Origin of the sequence: Pseudomaricurvus alcaniphilus (assembly GCF_011440395.1) — a bacterium.
Lineage (GTDB): Bacteria > Pseudomonadota > Gammaproteobacteria > Pseudomonadales > Cellvibrionaceae > Pseudomaricurvus > Pseudomaricurvus alcaniphilus.
Genome location: NZ_JAAOIX010000001.1, coordinates 1,321,709 through 1,343,498 on the forward strand (window position 1 = coordinate 1,321,709; position 21,790 = coordinate 1,343,498).

Here is a 21,790-nt window from a genome sequence, read left to right on the forward strand (position 1 = left end):
CACAGGTGAGCCAGAAGACCACTATGACAGTGAAAGCAGTCTCTCCTGCAATTGACACAGCCGCTGCTGGCTCACAGCCTCGTGCCCGCCTGCGCCTGTGGGGCTGGGTGCTGCAGTTTCTCATATCTCTGTCACTGTTTGCGATAGTCGCCGCCACACTGGGCGGATTCCCTGTAGCCCGGTGGGAGCTCAGCATCGGCCTGCTGCTCTACGGCCTGCTATTGGTGCGCTTTCCCTGGTTGTGGATGGTGGCAATACCGGCACTGCTGCCAGTGCTGGACCTGAACCTCTGGTCCGGGCGCATATTCTTCAATGAATTCGACCTGCTGGTATTAACCAGCGTTGCCGTTGCGCTGTTGCGACGGGAGACCTGGGTCAAACCGCTGGGCTGGCGTAAATCCTTCTGGTGCATGCTCATTATATTAGTGGGCTGGCAAGCAGTGACCACCTTGCGCGGGCTACTGCCCTTGCAGCCCATTGACGCCAACAGCTTTACCAGCTTCTACAGCCACTACAACAGCCTGCGCCTGGCGAAAGGCTTTTTCCTCGCCTTGTTGTTAATTCCACTGCTTGGACAAAGTTTGGCCCGCCAGGAGCAAACGGGCAAGATCATCACTATCGGCCTGATTCTCAGTTGCCTGGGCGCAGCAGTGGCGCTCGGCTGGGAACGAGCCCTGTTTACCGGGCTGCTGAATTTCAGCGCAGACTATCACGGCACAGGTTTGTTCTCGGGCGCCGCCACTGGTGGCTCCGCGGCCGAAGCTCACCTGTTATTAACCCTGCCATTTCTACTTCTGCCGGTTATCATCTGGCGCGACAAGCCCTGGGTACTCCTGCTGACCGCTCTGGCCTGCTGCCTCGGCGTTTACGCCGCCATGATTACCTTCAGTCGCGCCAACTACCCGGCGCTGGCGGTGAGTTTGACAGTATTTGCCCTGGGTTGGGCATACCAGATCTACAGCTTATTAAAACCGAGGCAGCGCCTGCAGTTTACCGGCAATCTACCCAGGCACTTTTGGTTCTGGTCAATCGTGGTGCCGCTGCTGACTGTGCTGGTGCTCTGGAACCAGTTTACCTCCAACCGTTTCGCAGACACCTCCGAAGACCTGCAACCGCGTTTTGATCATTGGCACAAGGCGCTAAACCCTGGCAAGGACGACTCGCTACTCAATTTGGGCAGCGGCAAAGGCAGTTTTCCGCGTATTTATTATTGGTCACAAGCGGACAGCGAGAGTGCCGCTACTGCCGAGCATGTGCAGGACGGCAGTGACAGCTATATCCGCCTGAGCCAGGGTGACCGCAAGGGTTCACTCTATATCCGGCAGAAATTCCCGTTTCAGGAACCGGGCAACTATCAACTAAAAGTCCGTTTGCGCCCCACCGAAGATACCAGCGCACGACTGCTGGTGGAGTTTTGCGAACGGCTGGTATACAAGGCCTACAAAGAGTGCCATTGGCTGGACATAGACACCCACAAGGATTCCAGCCAGTGGCAAACCTTTAACAAATCCCTGCAACTCACCGACTTCGGCGCCGCACACTGGTATGGCTCCCGCCCGGTCGAAATTGCCATACTCAGCCGTGGGGTGCTACAACCACTGGATATTGGCACAGTGGAGCTGTTTAGCCCTTCCGGCAAGCAACTGCTGCAAAATACCGACTTCAGCCGGGGCTGGGACCACTGGGTTCTTTACTCCAGTGATCGCCAGGCCTGGCACATAAAAAATATCTTTGTGGATGCCTATTTTGAGGGAGGCTGGATCGGGCTGGGCGTATTCTTGCTGCTGCTGATTGCGCTTTATATCAAATTGTTGCGCAGCATCAATAAGGGCTTCAAGTTGGCCCTGGCGATCAGCGCCTCGATCGCCGCCGCGGTGATGGTAGGCATGTTTGACAGCCTGTTTGACGAACCCAGAATTACCCTGCTGTTCTACCTGCTGGTGTGGGTCACCTTTACCCTGGGCGCCCCCTCCCTGCAAGTCAGCTCCGACGCTCAAGCGCTGACCGCACCCAATCAATTCCCCGCCCCGCAAAACTGGGCCGCTCGCCTGCAAAGCCTCACCACAACCGCTCTTAGCGCGCGCTACAGGCGCCGATCGCTGCTACTGGCCGGCGCCATGGTGGCGATAACTTTCTACTTGATCGCTGACCGCTACGTAGCGCACCGCCACTGGATGAATCCCTGGAACACACTGTTCGGGCAATCCGACAATATTGGATACAGCGATCAGCCCGGGCTTACCTCCGAGTTAAAGAACAGCGGCTACCCCGGCACTATTTATCTGGATGGCGAAGCGGTCACCAGCCTCGCGCAGGCGTTCGATGCCGCCCGAGATGGCAGCATTATTCAGCTTGGGGCCGGCATTTTTAATGAAGCCGCGACCCTGGAAGCGAATAATGTGCAGATTCTTGCGGAGCCGGGTGCAGTAGTATTTGGCAAGGCGACGGCCGACAAAGCCGCACTGCTGATACTGGGCAACAATACCTTTATCAGCGGGCTGGAGTGCCACTCGATTGCCGTGCGCAACGACAATGGCGTGTGCGTTCGCCTGGAGGGGAGCGGTCTCACCCTCGACAATGTCTACTTCCATCATTCCCAGGGCGGGTTATTGGGCGCCGGCGGCGGTGACATTGTCGTCCAGAACAGCCGCTTCGAGGACATGGGTGACGGTGCTTTTTTCCACAGTATCTATGCACTGAGCGGGGTCAACTCGCTAAAAGTCCATAATACGGTGTTGTTGAACACCCACACCGAAGGGCACGAAATCAAATCCCGGGCCCGCCACACGGAAATCACCAGCTCTATCGTCGCCGCACCCACCAGTCGCGACAGCCGGCTGGTGGACATTCCCAACGGCGGCAACCTGGTGCTAAAGAACAATGTCTTTGTCGAGGGTCCAAACAGCGAGAATGCGGATTTATTCAGCTGGGGGGTAGAGGGATTCAAGCACCAGGGCGGCATTTTGATCGAGGACAACCTGATCATCTCCGACAAACCCTTTGCCAACCTGATAGCGATCAAATCAAATCCTGCGTTTAAACTCATCGAAAACAACATTGTGATCGGCCGTATTCTCGGTATCGACTCCGCTGCCAACATAACCTTCCCCAACCGTAAAGCCGCCGGCCTCGCCCCCGCTCCGGCCATTCCGCACCTGGACAAGTACAATCGCTAAAGCTGCGGTACAATGCGCGCATGTTGCCAAATCACCCAACCAATTCCGCCGCCGATCCCGCCCCAGCCGGTGCAGATCGTGCCAACAAGAGCTGCCACAGCCACCGCTTTTGCGTCGCCCCCATGATGGACTGGAGCGACCGCCACTGTCGCTACCTGTGGCGCCTGATATCCCAACACGCCCTGCTCTATACCGAGATGGTGACCACCGGGGCGCTGCTGCACGGCGACCAGGAGCGGTTTCTACACTACCATCCAAGCGAGCACCCGCTGGCACTGCAGCTGGGCGGCAGTAACCCGACCGAACTGGCCCAGTGCAGCAAACTGGCGCAAGAGTGGGGCTACGACGAGGTCAACCTCAACTGCGGCTGCCCCAGCGACCGGGTGCAGAACAATATGATCGGCGCTATTTTGATGGCCCACCCGCAGCAAGTGGCCGACTGTATCAAGGCCATGCAGGACGCCGTGGGCATCGAGGTCACCGTCAAGCACCGCATCGGTATCGACGACATGGACGACTACGCCGGCATGGTGGATTTTGTCGAAACTGTCGCCAAAACCGGTTGTCGAACCTTTATCGTGCACGCGCGCAAGGCCTGGCTCAAAGGCTTGAGCCCCAAGGAAAACCGTGAGATTCCGCCGCTGCGCTACGACATGGTGCAGCGCTTGAAGCAGGAGTTTCCGGAGCTGAACATTGTCCTCAATGGCGGCCTGCACACCCTGCCACAATGCCTGGCTGAAATGGGCCAGCTGGACGGAGTGATGATGGGGCGGGAGGCTTACACCAACCCCTATATACTGGTGGATGTGGACCGGTTGTTTTATAACTCCGGGCGGCCAGCGCCATCGCGGCTGGCCATTGCCGCCCAGTATGTGGACTACTGTCGCGAGCAGCTGGCGGCGGGCAACCGCCTCAATCATATGACCCGGCATGTACTCGGTTTATTCCAGGGCCAACGCGGGGCGCGCCGCTTTCGCCGCCACCTGAGTGAAAACATGCATCAGCCCGGTGCCTCGCTGGCGGTACTGGAGGACGCCATTGCCCTGGTCGATGAAGCCAATCCTGTTAACCCAATGGACCACACCACCGCCGTGGACCAGCCCAACCCAGTGGACCCATAGTCATGCTGCAAGGATTCAAAGCGCTACTGTCAGAACTGTTACCGCAAACCGAGCCCCCGGCCGACCCGGACGCGCTGCGGCAGCTGGCCGCAGCGGCCCTGATGATCGAAGTGGCCACCATCGATGAGCATTTCGACGCGCAGGAGCTGGCAACCCTGAAAGCCGAGTTGCAACGACAGTTTGCCGTGGATGGCCAGGCGCTGGACGACATGATCGCCCTGGCCCGCTCCGAGAGCCGGGATGCCACCTCCCTCTACCAGTTTACCCGCTGTATCAACGACGAGTTCAGCAACCAGGAAAAGCTTAACCTGATGACCGGCATGTGGCGCATCGCTTACGCCGATGGCCAGTTGGATAAATACGAAGAGCACCTGATTCGCCGCATCGCCGACCTGATCCACCTGCCCCACAGCCAGTTTATCAGGGCCAAGCAGCTGGCACGGCCGGACTAGCCCAGTGGGTTGAGGCGAATACAGGCTTGAGGGAGCGAGGCTGGATGTTTGGAGAGGCTTAGGGCGACTCAAGCCTCAAAAAGACCGTAACGAGTAGGGATGGGGCGCCTCACTGGCCGCGCCTATCGACTGTCCTCCAGGGTTTTTACCAGGTCGCGAAAGGTTTCCGCGTTTTGCCGGTTCAGGTCCATAAGGATCTTGTGCGCCTCAAGCACCTTTTGCTTGATGGTCTGCTCGATGTACTCACCGGTTTCCAGGCAATCGCTGCCAGTGGCCGGCAAGTCTTCCACCGGGGAGTCATCCATCAGCTCGAATATCTCGTCAAAGCCCATGCTCTCCAGCAGGTGATGCATACCCGGTGCGGTGGCGATAACCGCCGGTTTCAGGTTTTTCCGCTGCGCCGCACCCAGTGCGATCTTGGCCATTAGCCCCAGCGTGGTGCTGTCGATGGATTCGGCGTCGGTTAAATCAAAGATGATGGCGCTGTAGTCATCGGCAGCGAACATGGATTTAATAAATTTGTCGAACGACATACACAGGGTCAAGCGCACGTCCCCTACCATTTTGATCAGGTAGACGCCGTCGTTGTTAGCGACCCATATTTTGCCCTTGTTCATAACGTGTCAAACCCCTGCCTGCCCCGCTCGATACTGAGAATAGCAATATCGTCCGGCGACTCGGCGATTGCATCCAGCCCCAGTGCAGCAAAGGCTTGCGCCATGCCCGACCCGCCGGACGCCAGGATGCGCAGCAGATTCTGTTCTTTTTCCAGCAGGTCACCCTCTGGCATAACCTCAAGTATACCATCGGAGAAAGCGAGAACGGTGGCCCCGGGGGGGAACGCCACCTCATGGGCCTGCCACTGCTGGTTGGGGAACAGCCCCAGCGGCCGGCCTTTGCCGGGTAAAAAGCGAGCCCCGCTGCGGTCGACCAAAACCGGCAGGGGCAGGTGCCCGGCCACCGCATAGTGCAGCAGGTGCAACTCCAGATCCACAACCCCCAGCAGACAGGTCATATGGTGGCCCAAACGGGTATCGAGCAATTGCCGATTGACCTCCGTTAACCAATGATTGAGATCTTCAACGATACATTCCTTGCGGGAGAATAACTGGTTTTCGTTGACGATCTCTGTGGCCGCGTGTTTCAACCAGATGGTGGTAAACGCCGACGATGCGCCGTGGCCGGATACATCGGAGAGGTAGAACGACATATAGCGCTCAGAGCGATAGGCGACATCGATAAAGTCGCCACTGAGAAACAGCGAGGGGATTACCCGATGTTCCAGCCGGTAGTCACCGCGCAACACCGGCGTCGGCGGCAGCAAGCGGCGCTGCACCTGGCGTCCGGCCTCCTGGTCTTTCTCCAGGGTCTGGACATGTTCCTTCAGTTCACTGTTGGCCACTTCCAGCTCTTCCCGATAGCGCTGGTTTTCCGCCACCAGCTCCCGGGTTTCCAGGCATTTATTGATGGAGTGTACCAGCACTTCCATATCGCCCAGCGGCTTGATCAGGAAGTCGGCCGCCCCCAACCGCAGGGATTGCACCACATCGGCGATAACCCCCACGCCAGACATCACGATAACCGGCGTATCCGGGGATATTTCATGGATCTTGCCCAGCACATCGAGCCCATCAATACCCGGCATCCGCAGGTCGGTCACCACCACATCCGGGAGGTGTTGCGCGTACAGGGCCAGCCCTTGCTGGCCACAATCGGCCTGCAGGACGCGGAAGCTGCTGTCTTCCAAATAGGCGACAATACTTTTCCGGACAATAGTATCATCGTCGATAATGAGTAAACTGCGATTACTGGGGAGCATTGGCCACCGGTAGGGACTGGGAGCAGATTGCCAAAACCGTCTGGTACCAAACTGTCTTGAACCAAATTGTCTCAGGCCAAACTGTCTTATATAAGGGTATGGAACTGCATGGAAAACTGCCTGATAACTTCAGCAGTGTATTAGGATAGGCCAACACTACTCCTTTATTATCCCGTCATCAATCATCGACGCCCGCAGCCGGCGCAACCCAAGCCACTTAAAAATCCTCTTCGGATTCAAAATCGTCCGCCACCTGGCCATCGTTGATCAGGTAATTGCGCCGCTGCAGATAGGCTTCGCGCAGAAATACGTATCTATCGCCGTTGGCCAGGGACTCGGCGTCCAGCAGTGAGGCGCGTTTATCCAGCAGACTCACGCCATGGATGGTGTTGCGCGTCGGCACATCATCCACATACTGAACCGGGCTGAGAAAACCGTCGAACGGCATGCCAAAGGTATCCCGCAGGGTGCTGGGGCCTAACAGGGGCAACATCATATAGGGGCCCTGTCCCGTGCCCCACCCGGCCAGGGTCTGGCCGAAGTCTTCACCGCTGTTTTCCGGCAGCCCCCAGTGCTTGGCCACATCGAAGAAGCCGGCGATACCCACTGTTGAATTGATCAGCAGGCGACCGCCGTCATTACCGGCCTGGCCCAGTTTGCCCTGCAGCAGGTCATTGACGATATTGCGCACTTCGAGCAGGTTGTCGAAAAAGTTGGTGATCCCGGTTTCCAGCGGGTCGGGGGTAATGGCCTTGTAGCCTTTGGCCAAAGGCTTCACGAGATAGCGATCAATCGTATCATTGAAGGCAAACACTTTGCGGTTAAAGCCTTCCCAGGGGTCTTGCTCGCTGCCACTGGCAGCTTGCGCCACACCAAACACCGCCACGGCCATTCCGACCAGCGTGTATTTTTGCAGTGACTTTAACAACATTGACCTACTCCCTAAAAACTCAGGGCCGAAGTTTAGCTCAGCCGACCGCGCAGGGCATCAATAACGTGCATTAATCTGGCGTCCTAGTCTGCGCACCGGAACTGATAGTGCAAATAATAGCCGTTTTGATCGGGCTCTGCCCACTCTTTCAGCTTGCTCCAGCCGCCAGGACAATAATGTGTCATCTGGGCAAACAGCCCGGTGATGGCTGAGTGGGGGCCACCGGTTAGTGTGAACGGCTCGCGAATATTGAAAATCACGCCGGCATTGTCCTGGTCCAGGGCACCCTTTTTCGGGGCGGTCGCAGCAACACCTGTGGCAACAGTGGCAGCGCTGGCAACGGGGCCATCACCCCGTGCAGCATCAGCGGCAGCCGCTGCCGGGTCGCGCTGGTAGGTTTTTACGCCATTCTTATCCTCTGGCGAGGGCTTGGGATCGTACAGAATCACCGCGTCATCGCTGCATTCAATGTGCATTTTGTGAAAATTGAGGCTGTCGGCCATATCCACCTGGGATTCACACTCCTCTGCCAGGGCAGTAGCCGCGGTAACACTGCAACAGATCAGCACGGCCTGCGACAGCGACTTGACGATACTCAATTTCATAGGGGGTCTCCACAAGGGCCCGGTTTGCGGGGCGTTCTTTTCCAATGATCTGCTTTTAAAGTGATCTACGTTTGTTAACCATATAGCGGCTCTACGATCTGCTATTTTAAATCATCTGATACGCAAAAAGGGGTGCATTATGCACCCCTTTGCAGGCTCAGGAGACCGGGTTCAGCTTAGAACTTGTGCTCAAGACCGATGCCGAAGTAGTCTTCATCAGCACCGTTGTCTTCGTTAGCAGTGTAGAAAGCAAACGCCTTGGTGGCCTTGCCCAGCTTGTAATCGGCACCGAAGGACAAGGTCTCTTCTTCGTGATTGCCGTCGCCCTCAGTCTCGCCGTACTGGGCATTCAGGGCAACTTTACCGATTGTGTACTGGGCACTGAAGAAATAACCGTCTTCTTCGTAACCATTGTGCTTTTCCGCGTCCTGGTACATCAGGCCGAGCTGCAGGTCAGCGATATTGAACTGGGCGACGGCGCGCATCAGGTTGTCCATGCCGTCGATGTCCTGGTCGTTGGTCAGCGCCAGGTAAATGCTGTCAGCGGTGTAGCTCAACGCAATTGAAGTGCCGTCAAAACCGTCGTCTTCCTGGCCGTCGCCATCAATATCGTCGCCCTCAGAGGCCACAACCGCCAAAGTTGCGGCGAAACCGCCCAGCTCGGGGGTGGTGTACATCACGATATTGCTTTCGCGGTTCTCACCCTCAAAGGTGTTCTTGATATCGCCTTCCAGGTCGTTGAACAGGTCGATCTTGTTCTGCGCCAGTTTGGTCGGGGTGTCGTGCTTACCGGCCAACAGGGTACCAAAACCGCCAGTCAAACCCAGGTAGATGTTGCGCTGGTTAAAGGTTTGATCGTCCTTTTCACCGTCGTCAACGGAAGTTTCGTATTCCAGCTTGTAGATAACGCTCAGGTCTTCGTTCAACTGGGTTTTGCCGGAAAAGCCGATGCGTGAAGCATTGCTGTTCAGTTCCCATACGCTGTCATCACCGTCATCGGCTTGAACAACAGAGACATTGACCTTGCCGTAAACCTTGCCATCGATAGGGCCAGCGGCCAGGACAGTGGCAGGCATCAGCGCGGCAATAGCCAATGGCAAAAGTGCTTTTTTCATGGTGTTTCCCCTTAGGTAGTGAATTCGGTAACCAACTAAAATTCTGTGACGCAACCTATTTTCTCATCAATTAGGTCTTGAGGCGCATTCTGATGGGGAAATATTTCAGTAATATGACGACCTGGTGATAATTCAAATTTTTGCTGTGTTTTGCTGTGGGCCGCTAAAATTCCAATTGCAGAAAGGGCTAGCCGTTTGAAAATCAATTAGTTAATACTCATCCAAAAACACGACTTATTGTCATCCTGCGCAGGCTGTCATCCCCGCGCAGACTGTCATCCCCGCGCAGGCGGGGATCCAGTAACCGATTGAAATTTATGGAGTCTTGAACACCAGGTAAAAATAGCCGGGATCAGAAAAGGATATCGCTGGCCTGCAATTGTTGCAGCAGGTTGTGCCCCATGGCCAGCAGCTGCTCGGGGTCCGGGTGCTGGATTTCTTCAGCCAATAGCTGCAGCGCAGCCCGCCCGCTGAGTTCGGTATCCGCCGCCAGCAGGTTGAGCAAGCGCACGGTAACCGCATTGGTCACCATAAACTGCACCCGGTCCTGGCGGTTGCGGTAGACGATAATAAACGTGGGTTCCGGCGGCGGTTCCTGGGGCTGGTAGTCGGGGCCCAGTTTGTGCACCGGGTACTGATAGCTCAACAGCCAGGCCAGGGGTGAAACCCGGGGATGCTGCGCCAACAGGTCCGTGCACAGGCGCTCGTCACCACTTACCGGCAGGCTCTCTTCGGACACATCCAGCGCCAATTCCACCCACTCGTAGTGAGCCAATTCCAGCATAAACGCCGGATCGGTCTCGCGCAGTTGCCGCTTCTCCTGCAGCCAGGCCAGGAACTCTTCGCTGATTTGCAGGAAATAGGGGGAATGGGCCCGGTGGGAGGCAATAAAATCCCGTACCAGCTGCTGCCAGCTGGCCTCGTCGTAGAGGCTGCGCAGCACCGGAAAGCCGCTACTCAGGAAACCTTCGATATTGTTGAACACCAGGTCGCGATAGATCTGCAGGCGCCGATCTTCCAGGTTGGCCGGTGGCTCGTGCCGGCGGGGGTCGCGCAGGTGATTGGCCAGCTGCTGCTGGGTTCGGGCAAAGGCACTGGTGGGCTTGTTCACTGCCAGCGACTCAGCGAACCGGTGCCGCGGCGGACCGGAGCTGTGACTGCGGCGCCGCTGTGGACTGGCACTGCAGCGCGCGGATTTTACTCACCTCGCCCAGTAACTCCGCCACAGGCGGAATATTGAAGTCCCGCTCCAACAGGGTCGGAACCACCTCAAAGCGCTGGTAGGCGGCCATTAGCAACTGCCATACCGGGTCGATAACATCGGCACCGTGGGTATCCACTCGCAAGTCTTCCGCCTCCTCATAATGCCCGGCCACATGGATATACGCCGCCCGCTCACCGGGCAGTTGCTGGAGAAACTGGAGGGGATCGTAGCGATGGTTGATGCTATTGACGTAGATATTGTTCACATCGAGCAGCAGGTCACAGTCCGCCTCGGCGATTACCGCATTGATAAAGTCAATTTCCGCCATCTCCTGCTGCGGGGCGCAGTAATAGGAGACGTTTTCCACGGCGATACGCTGGCCGAGAAAGTCCTGCACCTGCCCAATCCGTCCGGCCACATGCCGCACTGCCTCTTCGGTAAACGGTATCGGCATCAGGTCGTACAGGTGCCCGCCATCACTGCAGTAGCTGAGGTGCTCGGTGTAGCGGTGGATGTTGTGGGTCTTGAGAAACTCTTTGATCGCCGCCAGCAAATCCCAGTCCAGCGGATCAGTGGAACCGATAGACAGCGATAAGCCGTGACAAACGAACGGAAAGCGCTCGGTATACTGGCGAAATTGCTTACCCAGGCGACCGCCGACGTGAATCCAGTTCTCCGGTGCCACCTCCATAAACTGCACCTCGGCCGGACTGACATCAACCAGCCCGTCCAGCAGCCCACGGCGCAAACCAAGACCGGCGCCCTGGATTGCACCTGCAGGTTTCACAGCTGCTTTCCCTGGGGGATTCAATCCCATGCAGTCAACTCCGTCGGCGGGTATTGCGGTGGCAATTGCCCTTAATTACCGCAGCTGCCTTCCTTCATCTTGCCTTCGCCGCAGCTGCCCTCCTTCATCTTGCCCTCGCCGCAGCTGCCTTCCTTCATCTTGCCCTCGCCGCAGCTGCCTTCCTTCATCTTGCCCTCACCGCAGCTGCCCTCCTTCATCTTGCCTTCGCCGCAGCTGCCCTCCTTCATCTTGCCCTCGCCGCAGCTGCCTTCTTTCATTTTGCCTTCACCGCAGCTGCCTTCCTTCTTTTTACCTTCCCTCATTTTGCCTTCACCGCACTTGCCCTCTCCACACTTGCCTTCGTGATGGGCGGCGAGGTTATAGCCGGAAGGCAGGGGCTGTGCCGCAAACGGATTTTCAGCCGCCGAGGCCAAAGGAGCGATACTGGCAGAGGCTACGAATGCCGCACCTACAGCCGCCGCTAACGGAGTTATCATTTTCCTGGACATAACCTTTTCCTTTCAGTTGGTTGTGGTAAAAAAGTGTTTTGGTGTCACAGCGCATTGCAAATCTACGGAACAACCCGTATTGATTGTAGCACCGATGATAGCAACCACTGCCCGCATCGAATGGCAGTTACCTGTAATTGTTAATACCTACACAAGTTAATACGTATACAGGCCAGAAGCGGTTACTTGCAAGTGCAAAAAAATCTCAAAAAGCAGCCCTTTATAACCGCGTTAGCGCGTCAGGCGCACTGGCGGCGGCTTAAGCCTGACCGGTGCCCAGCCCCTGCTTGTCCGCCATGGTTTCCGCAAACCAGCCCTTTACTTGCTCAAAATGATCGTCGCAAGCGTCCCTGTGGCTGAGCGTGTTACGGGCTAAATAATTGTGCAAATTACCGTTGTGCCGGTTGAGGTTGATGATCCGCGCATCGTGGCGGCCCAGCTCCTGCAGCCACAGCCTGATCTCGGTATTACCACCGTCCGCCGCCACCCCTGGCATCCTGGGCATGTCCGGCGCCTGCAAATACAAGCTCGGTGGCAGCCGGGTACAACTGGCCGCCGCCCGGTAATTAAAGCCATCTACCGGGTCCTTCCACTGCTGCTCACTGCACCACTGGCGATAATCGTCGAACAGGCGCTCACTCTCGCGACTGATCCAGCCAGCGGCGGCTCCGGCCAGCAAGCGTGACAACTGCAAACGCACCTGCCAGCCGGCCAGCGCAATGCGCCGCCAAACGCTGTGACTGCGACGGGCAGCGCCAAAATGCACGATACCCAGCGGCGGCTTGGCAATCACGCCGGGGCGGCAGAGGCTGGCGACCAGCAATACACTGCTCAACCCCTGGCCCACCCAGAAGCACGGTGCCTCCGGTCGCAATAGCGCTACCTGGCCGAGCAGGGCCGGAATATCCACAGTGATAATCTCGTGCACCCCCCAGCGCGAATCGCGCCCCGCTCGCGGCGTGCCCGCGCCCTTGCCGCGCCAGGCGGCCACATACACATCGAAACCCGCCGCCGCCAGGCAGGGTGCCAGGCCAGTATCCGTATCCACCGGCCAAAACTGGCGACTGTCGCGGCCAAACCCGCTCAGCATAAACACCACCGGCCCCTCGGGGTCGCGGTAGCAGCGCTGCAGGCTCAACTCATGTTGCGACTGTTGCGACTGCTCGCCCACCTGCACTCGATAGCTGCTCTGTTGCAAACGTGTATCCCGCCATTGAAATTCAATCACTGCTGCCAGTTCCACCTCTAACACTGCTGCGCCCTGCTGCCATCATGCCACCTCCTGCCACAACTTGCGCAAGCGTTTGGCCGACACCGGCATCAGGGTTTTCAGCGACTGGGCGAACAGCGATACCCGATACTCCTCCAGCATCCAGCGATACTCCTGCAGCCCCTCGTTGCTCATCACCGCAGCCTCACCGTCTTTCTCCAGGCGCTGCTGCCAGGGTTGCCACAGCTCATCGACTTCCGCACTCCAGAGCTTGTCTTTCTGCATCTGCATCACCGCCTTGTCAAGGCGCTGCTGGATGGCCGCCAGATAGCGCGGGTATTGCTCCAGCCAGCGGCTCGGCGTGCGGTGCATAAAGCCCGGGTAGATCAGGCGCTGCAATTGCTGCTGGATATCCCCGGCCGCCACCGCGATGGCCAGGGCATTCTTGCTGCCCTTGATGGTCTTCTTGATGGCCACCACCTGCACCAGCACCTCCAACAGCAGTTTCTCCAGTGCCAGGGCCCGCGCGCCGATCTGTTTGCGGCCAGCCTCGAGTGCAGCGTTAAACTCGGCTCGGGTGCGCGGCAGCGGCCCGCTGCAACAGCAATCCTGTACCGCCGCCATCAGCATATCGTCCACCACTGCGTCGCGCTTGCCCAGCGCCACCACACTCAACCCCAGGTCCTTGCCCTTGAGCAGGTCCTTGCGCAGGTGTTTGACGCTGCCGCCAAGCTGCAACAGCGCCAGCCGCAGTACGCCGAAGCGCGACAAATAGGCCGCTTCCACCGGGTTGTCCTGCAGGCGCAGGGCCACCGACGTCCCTTCATCCAGCAGCGCCGGGTAGGCGGTAATGCTCATACCGGCGCGCTGCAACGTCACTTCCGCCGGCAACTCGTCGAAATCCCACTCGACGATCTGCTCCCGCTCAATGGAGTCATCACTGCTCTGCAGCGTCTGCTGCAGCTGGTCCCGATAGCGCTCCCGCAGGCGCGCCAGGTCGCGCCCCTGGGCCAACACCTTGCCACTGTCGTCGATCACCTGGATATTGAAGCGATAGTAATCCTCCAGCGCCACCCCCTGCCACTGCTCCGCAGGAATCTCCACCCCGGTCTGGCGCTTGAGCTGGAACCCCAGCGCCTCGGTCAGGGCCACATCGGCCGGGCTCATGGCCGCCAGGCACTGGTCGACGTAGTTGGGCACCGGCACAAAATGCTTGCGCCACTGCTTCGGCAAGCTCTTGACCAGTTGCACGCACTTCTCCCGCAAGATTCCGGGGATCAGCCACTCGAGGCGCTTTTCCGGTACCAGGTGCAGTGCCGCCACCGGCACCCGGATACTCACCCCGTCTTCCGGGTGGCCCGGCTCAAAGTGATAGACCAGGGGAAAGGTCAGTCCCTGCCAGTTGAGCTCGGCCGGAAACTGCGCCTCGGTGATACTGCTGGCGTCGTGCTGCATCAAATAGTGGCGCTCGAGACAGAGCAGGCGCGGTTGCTCCTGCTCCACGGTTTTACGCCAGTGCTCAAACCCGGCCAGGTTGACGATATCAGCGGGCACCCGCTCGTCGTAAAAGCGATAGATGGCCTCTTCGTCCACCAGGATATCCCGCCGCCGCGACTTGGCTTCCAGCTCGTGCAGCTCGGCGATCAGGGCCTGGTTGTGGCGGAAAAACTTGCCCTTGCCGCGGTAGCGCTCCTCCACCAGGGCGGCGCGGATAAACACCTCCCGCGCGGTGACCGGGTCGATGCGACCGAAGCTGACCCGGCGCTTTTCCACCAGCACCAGACCGTACAGGGTAATCCGTTCGTAGGCCATGACCTGGCCGCTTTTGACATCGTAGTGGGGCTCGTACTGTTGCCGCTTGACCAGGTGCTCGGCGTTGGCCAGCACCCAGTCCGGCTCGATTTTCGCCACCTGGTGGGCATAGACCCGGGAGGTCTCCAGCAGCTGCTCCGCCATGATCCACTTGGGCGACTTCTTGAACTGGGAGGAGCCGGGGAAGATGTGGAAGCGGCGGTTGCGCGCCCCCAGGTACTCCTTGTCTTCCCCCAGGTTGCCGATATTGCCCAACAGCCCGGTCAGCAACGCCAGGTGTACCGAGTCATAACTGGCCGGCTCAGGGTTTAATTTCAGGTGCAACGGCTTCAGCGCCAGCAGCAGCTGGCGGTGAATTTCCCGCCACTCGCGCAGGCGCATAAACGACAGGAACTCCCGCTTGCAGAGTTTGCTGAACTGGTTCTGGGACAACTCCTGGCGCTGAGTTTCGACATAGTCCCAGAGGTTGATCCAGGCCAGGAAGTCGGAGTGATCGTGCTTGAAGCGGCGGTGCTTCTCATCCGCCGCCTGGCGCTTGTCGGCGGGCCGCTCCCGCGGGTCCTGGATCGACAGGCCGCTGACGATAATCAGCAATTCGCGCAGGCACCCCTGCCGGGCCCCGGCCAGCACCATGCGCCCGAGGCGAGGGTCCACCGGCAGGGTCATCAATTGCCGGCCCAGCGCCGTGACCTTGCCGCGCGGGTCCAGTGCCTGCAACTCCTCCAGCAATTTGAAACCGTCGTTGAGCAGGCGCTTGTCGGGCCGGTCGACAAACGGGAAGTGGCGCACATCCCCCATGCGCAGGTTCAACATCTGCAGGATCACCGCCGCCAGGTTGGTGCGCAGGATTTCCGCGTCGGTAAACTCGGGGCGACTGAGAAAATCCTGTTCTTCATAGAGGCGGTAGCACACCCCCTCACTGACCCGTCCGCAGCGCCCCATGCGCTGGTTAGCACTGGCCTGGGAGATGGGCTCGATGGGCAGGCGCTGGATCTTGGAGCGAAAACTGTAGCGGCTGATGCGGGCGAAGCCCGGGTCGATCACGTAGCGAATACCGGGCACGGTAATACTGGTCTCCGCCACGTTGGTCGCCAGCACCACCCGCCGCCCGCGGTGGCCGCTAAAGACTTTTTTCTGCTCCGCCAGGCTCAAGCGGGCGTAAAGCGGCAGCACTTCCAGATGGGGAAATTCCGCCTTGCGCAGGGTCAGCGCCGCCTCGCGAATTTCCGCCTCGCCACTGAGAAACACGAGGATATCGCCGCCCTTGTGGCCGCCGCTCTTCTCAGTCTGCAGGATTTCCTCCACCGTCGAGGTGATGGCGGTATAGAGGTCCTCATCGCTGTCGAGGCTGGGCCGATATTTCACTTCCACGGGGTAGGTACGGCCGGACACCTCGATTATGGGCGCGTTGTCGAAGTGCTCGGAGAAGCGCTGCAGGTCGATGGTGGCCGAGGTGATGATGACTTTCAGGTCGGGGCGCTGGGGCAAAAGTCGTTTCAGGTAGCCCAACAGGAAATCGATATTGAGGCTGCGCTCGTGGGCCTCGTCGATGATCAGGGTATCGTACTGGCTGAGGTAGCGATCACCCTGGATTTCCGCCAGCAGGATGCCGTCGGTCATCAATTTCACCAGGCTGGTGTCCCGGGTCTGGTCGCTAAAGCGCACCTGGTAACCCACGGTTTCCCCCAGCGGGGTATTGAGCTCCTCGGCGATGCGACTGGCCACGGTACTGGCCGCCAGCCTGCGCGGCTGGGTATGACCAATCATGCCCCGGATACCGCGCCCCAACTCCAAGCATATCTTTGGCAGCTGGGTGGTTTTGCCGGATCCGGTTTCCCCGGCCAGCACTACTACCTGGTGCTTGCTGATCAGCTCGGCAATTTCCTCCCGCCGCGCCGACACCGGCAGCGCCTCGGGAAAATGGATCTCCGGCAGCGCCGCTTTGCGCCGCTGCAGCAACTCGGCGGAGCGGGTGATATCCGCCAGCAACTTGTCCACGGCCTTGCCGGTGGGCTTGCCGCTGGCAAAGCGCTTTTTAATCTCCCCCAGCGCCCGCTCGAGACGAAATTGATCGCGGCCCATGACCGCGCCCAGCCCTTGCTGCAGCTGCTGCAGGGTCTGCTCCGTTACATCCCTATTGCCCGCTTCGTCACCTGTCGCACTGCCTGTGGAACTGCCGGTCAAAAAATCACCCTTGGTTAAAACCATTAAAGTTGAGACTGTTAAAGGCCGGCATTATACGTCATCAGGATAATCTTGCGGCCCTGGCGCACATATCTCTGCCAGGCCGCCGCCATAAAGTCGGGCACATCCCCCGGTGCAGCCTCGCGAAAACCGGCCCGCGCGTAAAAATCGTGCAGGTGGTCAAAGGGAAAGCAGTAGCTGGGGTGCGCACCTAAAAACTCCGCCAGCCCCTGCAGCAGCAAACGCCCCACACCCTGGCCGCGCAATTGCGGCGCCACACACATGCTGCGCAGGAAGTGCCAACCCTCCGCTGCCGGCTGCAGTCTCACCGCGGCCACGATGCCCTCGCGCGCCCGGACCACGTAAACCTGCTCCCCGCGGCCCGCCCGGGCGGACTCGCGGCAGCTTTTATAAAACTTGTTCACCAGCGGCAGCTGGATCTCCGCCAGCAGTTCCACCCGGTACTCGCCGTCATCCTGGCGGCCTACCGGTTGCATGGAGGGGCTCCGCCGTTATCGCTGCTGTCCGGATGATTGCTGCGATGGGCCTCGTAGCACTGCAAAAAGCGCTGAAAATACCCGTCCAGTTGATCCGCGTCACCCTCACGTCCCAGCTCCCGCAGCAACAGGATACCGGCTTCCACAGTGGACAAGTGCCCCGCCGGCTGGTGCTTGCGCAAACCGTAGCGGCTGCTTTGCCCGGTAGACAATTGCAGCCGCGGTAAACATTGCAATTCCGGGGTCTGGCGCAGCATTTTGCGCGCCTGCTGCCAGGTAGCGTCGAGCAGAATAAAACTATAGTCAGCGGCCCGACCGGCGAGCTCGGCGGGGTTTAGCGGCGCTGCGGGGGCTAGCTGCGCTGCGGGATTGAGCGATGTAGCGGGGTCTGGCGGTGCTGCGGTGGTTGCGTCAGCAGCTGGGAAAATCAGCAGCAATTGCAAGCCCTCACCGGACGCCAGCGCCTGCAACCAGGGGCCGCTCTGGCGCCGCTGCCAAACAACGCTGCGACAACCGGGCAGGGCATTGAGCAGCAGGCGACCGCTGTTGCTGGCCTTGGCCGGCTCGTTGGGGTGGGTCAGCAGCAGCAGGTTCAGGGGCGCCGACAGGCGCGGTGCCCGCTGGCAAATACAGAGGTCGCGGCGCAGGTGACAGCGCCCACAAGTACTGCTCGCCATGCTACCGGGGCTCCAGTGCTGGGGGAGCAACTGTCACTCGAACTACTGTGAGGAGAGATACTTTCAATAAAGCGACTTTCAATAAAGCTACTGCCATTAAAGGCACTGTCAACAAAGGTACTGCCAACAAAGGTACTGTCAATAATGTCATTAGCGCAGGTGTCGTCATGCTGGATTGCTCGCCCGCCGCCAAAACGGCCCCTTCCCCGGTGAAAAGGGCAGCATAGCAGCTAGCGGGTTAGGCAACCAACAGCCATGGTTGTATATACAACTTGGCTGCGACCGCTGGTCCGGCCGAATCTACAGGGCGATCTCAGCTCTGGAGCCAGCGATCCGGCCAGCCCTAATTCTCTAAACTTCAATCCAGTCCGACTTGAACCATATATGGGCCTCGGCGAGTCTTGAAAGCAAGCCCCTGGAGCCAGGCCGGGAGCAAAGCTGCTGTCCCAAGGGCTACAGGGTATATGTTTGCTATCGCCGATAGCTGGCTCATTCATTGGCGTAATTCGGTAATCCGATAACATTACCGCCGAGCACCGCCACTGGGGCAGGCGCAATATCCGTTTGTGCCGGCGAAACGGGCCGTGTATTCTACTTCGCACACCCGTTGCCGGCGCGCGGATTACACTGCTGCGGCCAACCGGCTGGCAATAAACACAGGCCAGTGCAACGGCGACCAATACCGGCAAACAATACAAGCACCCAATACAGGCAACCATTAACAATGCCGCGCCCCCTCATCCTGGCCGCACCCAGGTTTTCGCCAGGCAGGTTTACCATTGGACAGACAAGACAGAGTGGATACCCCCCAGGATAGCAGTAACCTGCAAAACGCCAGCGCTCGTGTACTGTCGTTCTTCACCAAAATCTACCCGGGCGAGATCAAGCTCACCATCAGCCTGTTCGCCACTGTATTTTTACTGCTGACCGCCTACTACCTGGCCAAACCGGTGCGCGAGAGCTGGCTGGCCGTGTCGGTGATTGCGGACTTGTCCAAGATCGAAGTGAAAGCCTACTCCGGATTTCTGCAATCCGTGGTGCTGATGGCACTGATCCCGCTGTACAGTTTTCTCTTTGATCGACTGCCACGCGGCAAGTTGCTGGTCGGGGTAAACCTGTTTTTTATCTGCCTGTTTCCCGTATTCTGGGTGCTGCGCCCCGACTACCTGGTCAACCAGATTCCCTACTCCGGCGTTATCTTTTATATCTGGATCGGTATCTTTGCCGTCTCGGTGGTGGCCCAGTTTTGGGCCTTCGCCGCTGATCTCTACAATGAGATGGACGGCAAGCGCCTGTTCCCGCTGATCGCCCTCGGTGCCTCATCCGGTGCCGTGATTGGCAGCAGCATCGCCAATTTCCTGGTCAAGGATATGGGCATGAACAGTTACACCATGCTGCTGCTCGCTCCCCTCCCCATGCTGCTCGCCACCGCCCTGATCTACCGTATCGATCGCCAGGAAAGCGCGGCGCAGCGCCAGCCCGTGCTCAACGATGATCCGCCGGGCGAAGACTCGCGCAGCGCCTTGCGCATCATCCTCGGCAACCGCTACCTGCTGGCCATCGCCCTGTTTGTCTTCCTGCTCAACTGGGTGACCTCCAACGGTGAAAATATCCTCTTTGCCGCGGTACAGGAATCCATCGCCAGCAGCTATGACTTTTCGGTTATGAGCGCGGAGGAGATTAAACGGGTAACGCAACAATCCACCACCACCTTTTACAGCCGCATTTATTTCTGGGTCAACCTGATCGGCATGCTGCTGCAGGCCTTTGTGGTATCGCGGCTGCTGCTGTACGGCGGTGTTGCCGGGGTGCTGCTGATACCGCCGTTCGTGTCACTGGCCGGTTACGGGGTGATGTCGACGGTGGGCAATATCGGCATGCTGACCGTGGCCAAAACCGCGGAAAACGCCACCAACTATTCAGTCACCAATACCGCCCGCCATATCCTCTGGCTGCCCGTAGCGCGGGAATCCCTCTACAAAGCCAAGGCGGCCATCGACACCATGTGTGTGCGCTTTGCCGATGGGCTGGCGGCCATTACGGTCATTGTCGGCACCCGTTTTTTCGACGCCAGCCTGCGCGACTTCTTTATCGTCAACATAGTCCTTATCCTGCTCTGGCTGCTGATCGCTATATTAATCTTGCGGGAACGGCGACAATGGAACACAGTAGCAACTTAGCCTGGCGCCTCGTAGCCGGCGCTTTAGCGGCTTGCCGAATGAACACTTTATATAAGGCACGACACTGGCATAAGAAGCACCGACATCTATGCATTCCTCGCAGCCTTTGCCCTGCCCCGGCGCCCGGTACTGAAGCCGCCCGGGTTACACAGAGGCTACGAGCAATGAACAACTCATGACTATTAGCCAAGACTGAGAATTGGTGTAACTAATAACAGGTGCCCTCATTTATGAAAAACATGGCGTTTGTACTGCTGCTTTGCTCACTGGTGCTGTTGCCGCTGACGCTGCACGGCGATACCCGGCCGCAACTGCCGCTGCAGCTGGAGGGCAACGACTGGTTGCCGCTCTACAAGCAGGTGGATCCCACCCTGCAAAAGGCGCTGGAAAAACGGCTGGATGCCAACCCCGCCTGGAAGAAGCTGATACGCCAAAAAAAGATGGCGGTGGCGCTGGTGGATTTATCCGACCCTGACAACCCGCACTTTGCCCGCGTCAACGGCCGCCAAACCATGTATTCCGCCAGCATGCCCAAAATTGCCATCCTGCTGGCCGCCTTTCAGCAAATCGAGGACGGCAAGCTTGAACTGACCCCGGAGCTGAAAAAAGACCTGAACATCATGATCCGCAAGTCCAGCAACACGGCCGCCACGAGGGTCATCGACAGGGTGGGCGGGCTCGACAGTGTCAACGCGGTCCTCAGCGACCCGCGCTATAAGCTGTACGACAAAAGCCTGGGCGGCGGACTCTGGGTGGGTAAACGCTACGCCAAGAGCGGACGCCGCGTTCCCGATCCAATCTACGGCGTCAGCCACGGTGCCAGCGTGATGCAGGTGGCCCGCTTCTATTACTTGCTGGCCACCGGGCGGCTGGTGAGCCCGCAGCGTTCCGCGGAGATGCTCGACACCCTGGTGGACCCGGGCATCAAGCACAAATTTGTGGCCGCTCTGCAACAGACCGCCCCGGACGCCAGGATCTACCGCAAGTCGGGCACCTGGAAAATCTGGCACGCCGATTCCGCCCTGGTTTGGGGCCCCGTATGGCGTCGCTATATCCTGGTCGGGGTGGTTGAATCCGAAGACGGCGGCGAGATACTGAAAGACCTGGTAGCAGCGATCGAAAGCGTACTGCCACATTCGTGACAGCATAATTGGGGGTAGCATTTGGCTACGTAGTTTCGGTCCAGAAACTCAGATTTCTGTTATCCCTGCGTAGGCGGCGGCCCGGTGGGTATGCCCTGCCAGACCGGCCGCAGGCTCTCCGCACTTTTCGCGCTCCCGGTCTTTTGCCTGAGCCTTAATAGTCGCTGTGTTCTGCTTAAGTATTTGTTCGTAAGAATATATGGTTTAGCGCGGCGGCCCGGTGGGTGAGCCCTGCCAGACCGGCCGCAGGCTCTCCGCGCTTTTCGCGCTCCCGGAAACTCGCTAGCGCTCAAACATCCGTCCGCGAAAACCCGAAAAGCGCGGAGAGCCTAAACGCGACCTGATTGGTCTGGCAGGGCACACCCACCG

General features: G+C 58.8%; 17 protein-coding genes. 5 read left to right on the forward strand and 12 right to left on the reverse strand.

The features are described 5' to 3' along the window. The first annotated feature begins 23 nt into the window (after positions 1-23). Genes G8764_RS05575 through G8764_RS05585 form a run of 3 tightly spaced genes read left to right on the forward strand, consistent with a single transcriptional unit; the run spans position 24 to position 4,749 of the window. Complete coding sequence (locus G8764_RS05575; protein ID WP_166162645.1) at positions 24-3,176, forward strand: hypothetical protein; 3,153 nt, start codon at positions 24-26, stop codon at positions 3,174-3,176. Positions 3,177-3,196: 20 nt separating this feature from the next. Beyond that, positions 3,197-4,297, forward strand: coding sequence for a tRNA dihydrouridine(20/20a) synthase DusA (gene dusA / locus G8764_RS05580; RefSeq protein ID WP_166162647.1), 1,101 nt, complete (start codon positions 3,197-3,199; stop codon positions 4,295-4,297). Positions 4,298-4,299: 2 nt separating this feature from the next. After that, positions 4,300-4,749, forward strand: coding sequence for a tellurite resistance TerB family protein (locus G8764_RS05585; protein WP_166162649.1), 450 nt, complete (start codon positions 4,300-4,302; stop codon positions 4,747-4,749). 122 nt (positions 4,750-4,871) lie between these two features. On the opposite strand, the gene G8764_RS05590 is transcribed toward G8764_RS05585, so the two are convergent. The 12 genes from G8764_RS05590 to G8764_RS05645 all read right to left on the reverse strand — a co-directional run bounded on the left by G8764_RS05590 (position 4,872) and on the right by G8764_RS05645 (position 18,099). Further along, positions 4,872-5,366, reverse strand: coding sequence for an STAS domain-containing protein (locus G8764_RS05590; protein WP_166162651.1), 495 nt, complete (start codon positions 5,364-5,366; stop codon positions 4,872-4,874). Continuing rightward, positions 5,363-6,568 (reverse strand): fused response regulator/phosphatase, encoded by a 1,206-nt coding sequence (locus tag G8764_RS05595; RefSeq protein ID WP_166162653.1) that lies wholly within the window; start codon positions 6,566-6,568, stop codon positions 5,363-5,365. Before G8764_RS05595 ends, G8764_RS05590 begins: the two co-directional genes overlap by 4 nt. 217 nt (positions 6,569-6,785) lie before the next feature. Continuing rightward, positions 6,786-7,499 (reverse strand): MlaA family lipoprotein, encoded by a 714-nt coding sequence (locus G8764_RS05600; protein ID WP_166162678.1) that lies wholly within the window; start codon positions 7,497-7,499, stop codon positions 6,786-6,788. 83 nt (positions 7,500-7,582) lie between these two features. After that, a complete protein-coding gene (locus G8764_RS05605) occupies positions 7,583-8,104 on the reverse strand; it encodes a hypothetical protein (RefSeq protein WP_166162680.1) in 522 nt (173 codons plus the stop codon). 176 nt (positions 8,105-8,280) lie between these two features. Beyond that, positions 8,281-9,219 (reverse strand): porin, encoded by a 939-nt coding sequence (locus G8764_RS05610; RefSeq protein ID WP_166162682.1) that lies wholly within the window; start codon positions 9,217-9,219, stop codon positions 8,281-8,283. A 352-nt stretch (positions 9,220-9,571) separates the two neighbouring features. Then, positions 9,572-10,330 (reverse strand): HvfC family RiPP maturation protein, encoded by a 759-nt coding sequence (locus G8764_RS05615; RefSeq protein WP_166162684.1) that lies wholly within the window; start codon positions 10,328-10,330, stop codon positions 9,572-9,574. Positions 10,331-10,340: 10 nt separating this feature from the next. After that, on the reverse strand, positions 10,341-11,210 hold the full coding sequence (locus tag G8764_RS05620) for an HvfB family MNIO-type RiPP peptide maturase (RefSeq protein WP_341806305.1): 870 nt from the start codon (positions 11,208-11,210) through the stop codon (positions 10,341-10,343). Positions 11,211-11,281: 71 nt separating this feature from the next. Then, positions 11,282-11,719, reverse strand: coding sequence for an HvfA family oxazolone/thioamide-modified RiPP metallophore (locus tag G8764_RS05625; RefSeq protein ID WP_166162688.1), 438 nt, complete (start codon positions 11,717-11,719; stop codon positions 11,282-11,284). Between the two features lie 259 nt (positions 11,720-11,978). Continuing rightward, positions 11,979-12,971 (reverse strand): hypothetical protein, encoded by a 993-nt coding sequence (locus tag G8764_RS05630; RefSeq protein ID WP_166162690.1) that lies wholly within the window; start codon positions 12,969-12,971, stop codon positions 11,979-11,981. A gap of 18 nt (positions 12,972-12,989) precedes the next feature. Next, positions 12,990-16,925, reverse strand: a complete 3,936-nt coding sequence (hrpA, locus tag G8764_RS05635; protein ID WP_279538401.1) for an ATP-dependent RNA helicase HrpA — start codon at positions 16,923-16,925, stop codon at positions 12,990-12,992. A gap of 38 nt (positions 16,926-16,963) precedes the next feature. Beyond that, positions 16,964-17,422 carry a GNAT family N-acetyltransferase gene (locus G8764_RS05640; protein WP_166162694.1) on the reverse strand — a complete coding sequence of 153 codons (459 nt, stop codon included), beginning with the start codon at positions 17,420-17,422 and terminating at the stop codon, positions 16,964-16,966. After that, positions 17,410-18,099 carry a tRNA-uridine aminocarboxypropyltransferase gene (locus tag G8764_RS05645; protein WP_166162696.1) on the reverse strand — a complete coding sequence of 230 codons (690 nt, stop codon included), beginning with the start codon at positions 18,097-18,099 and terminating at the stop codon, positions 17,410-17,412. Before G8764_RS05645 ends, G8764_RS05640 begins: the two co-directional genes overlap by 13 nt. A gap of 779 nt (positions 18,100-18,878) precedes the next feature. Here G8764_RS05645 and G8764_RS05650 point away from each other — a divergent pair. After that, positions 18,879-20,279, forward strand: a complete 1,401-nt coding sequence (locus G8764_RS05650; RefSeq protein WP_166162698.1) for an NTP/NDP exchange transporter — start codon at positions 18,879-18,881, stop codon at positions 20,277-20,279. A 230-nt stretch (positions 20,280-20,509) separates the two neighbouring features. Continuing rightward, entirely contained in the window at positions 20,510-21,421 is a 912-nt protein-coding gene (locus G8764_RS05655) for a serine hydrolase (protein WP_166162700.1), read from the forward strand. Positions 21,422-21,790 lie beyond the last annotated feature (369 nt).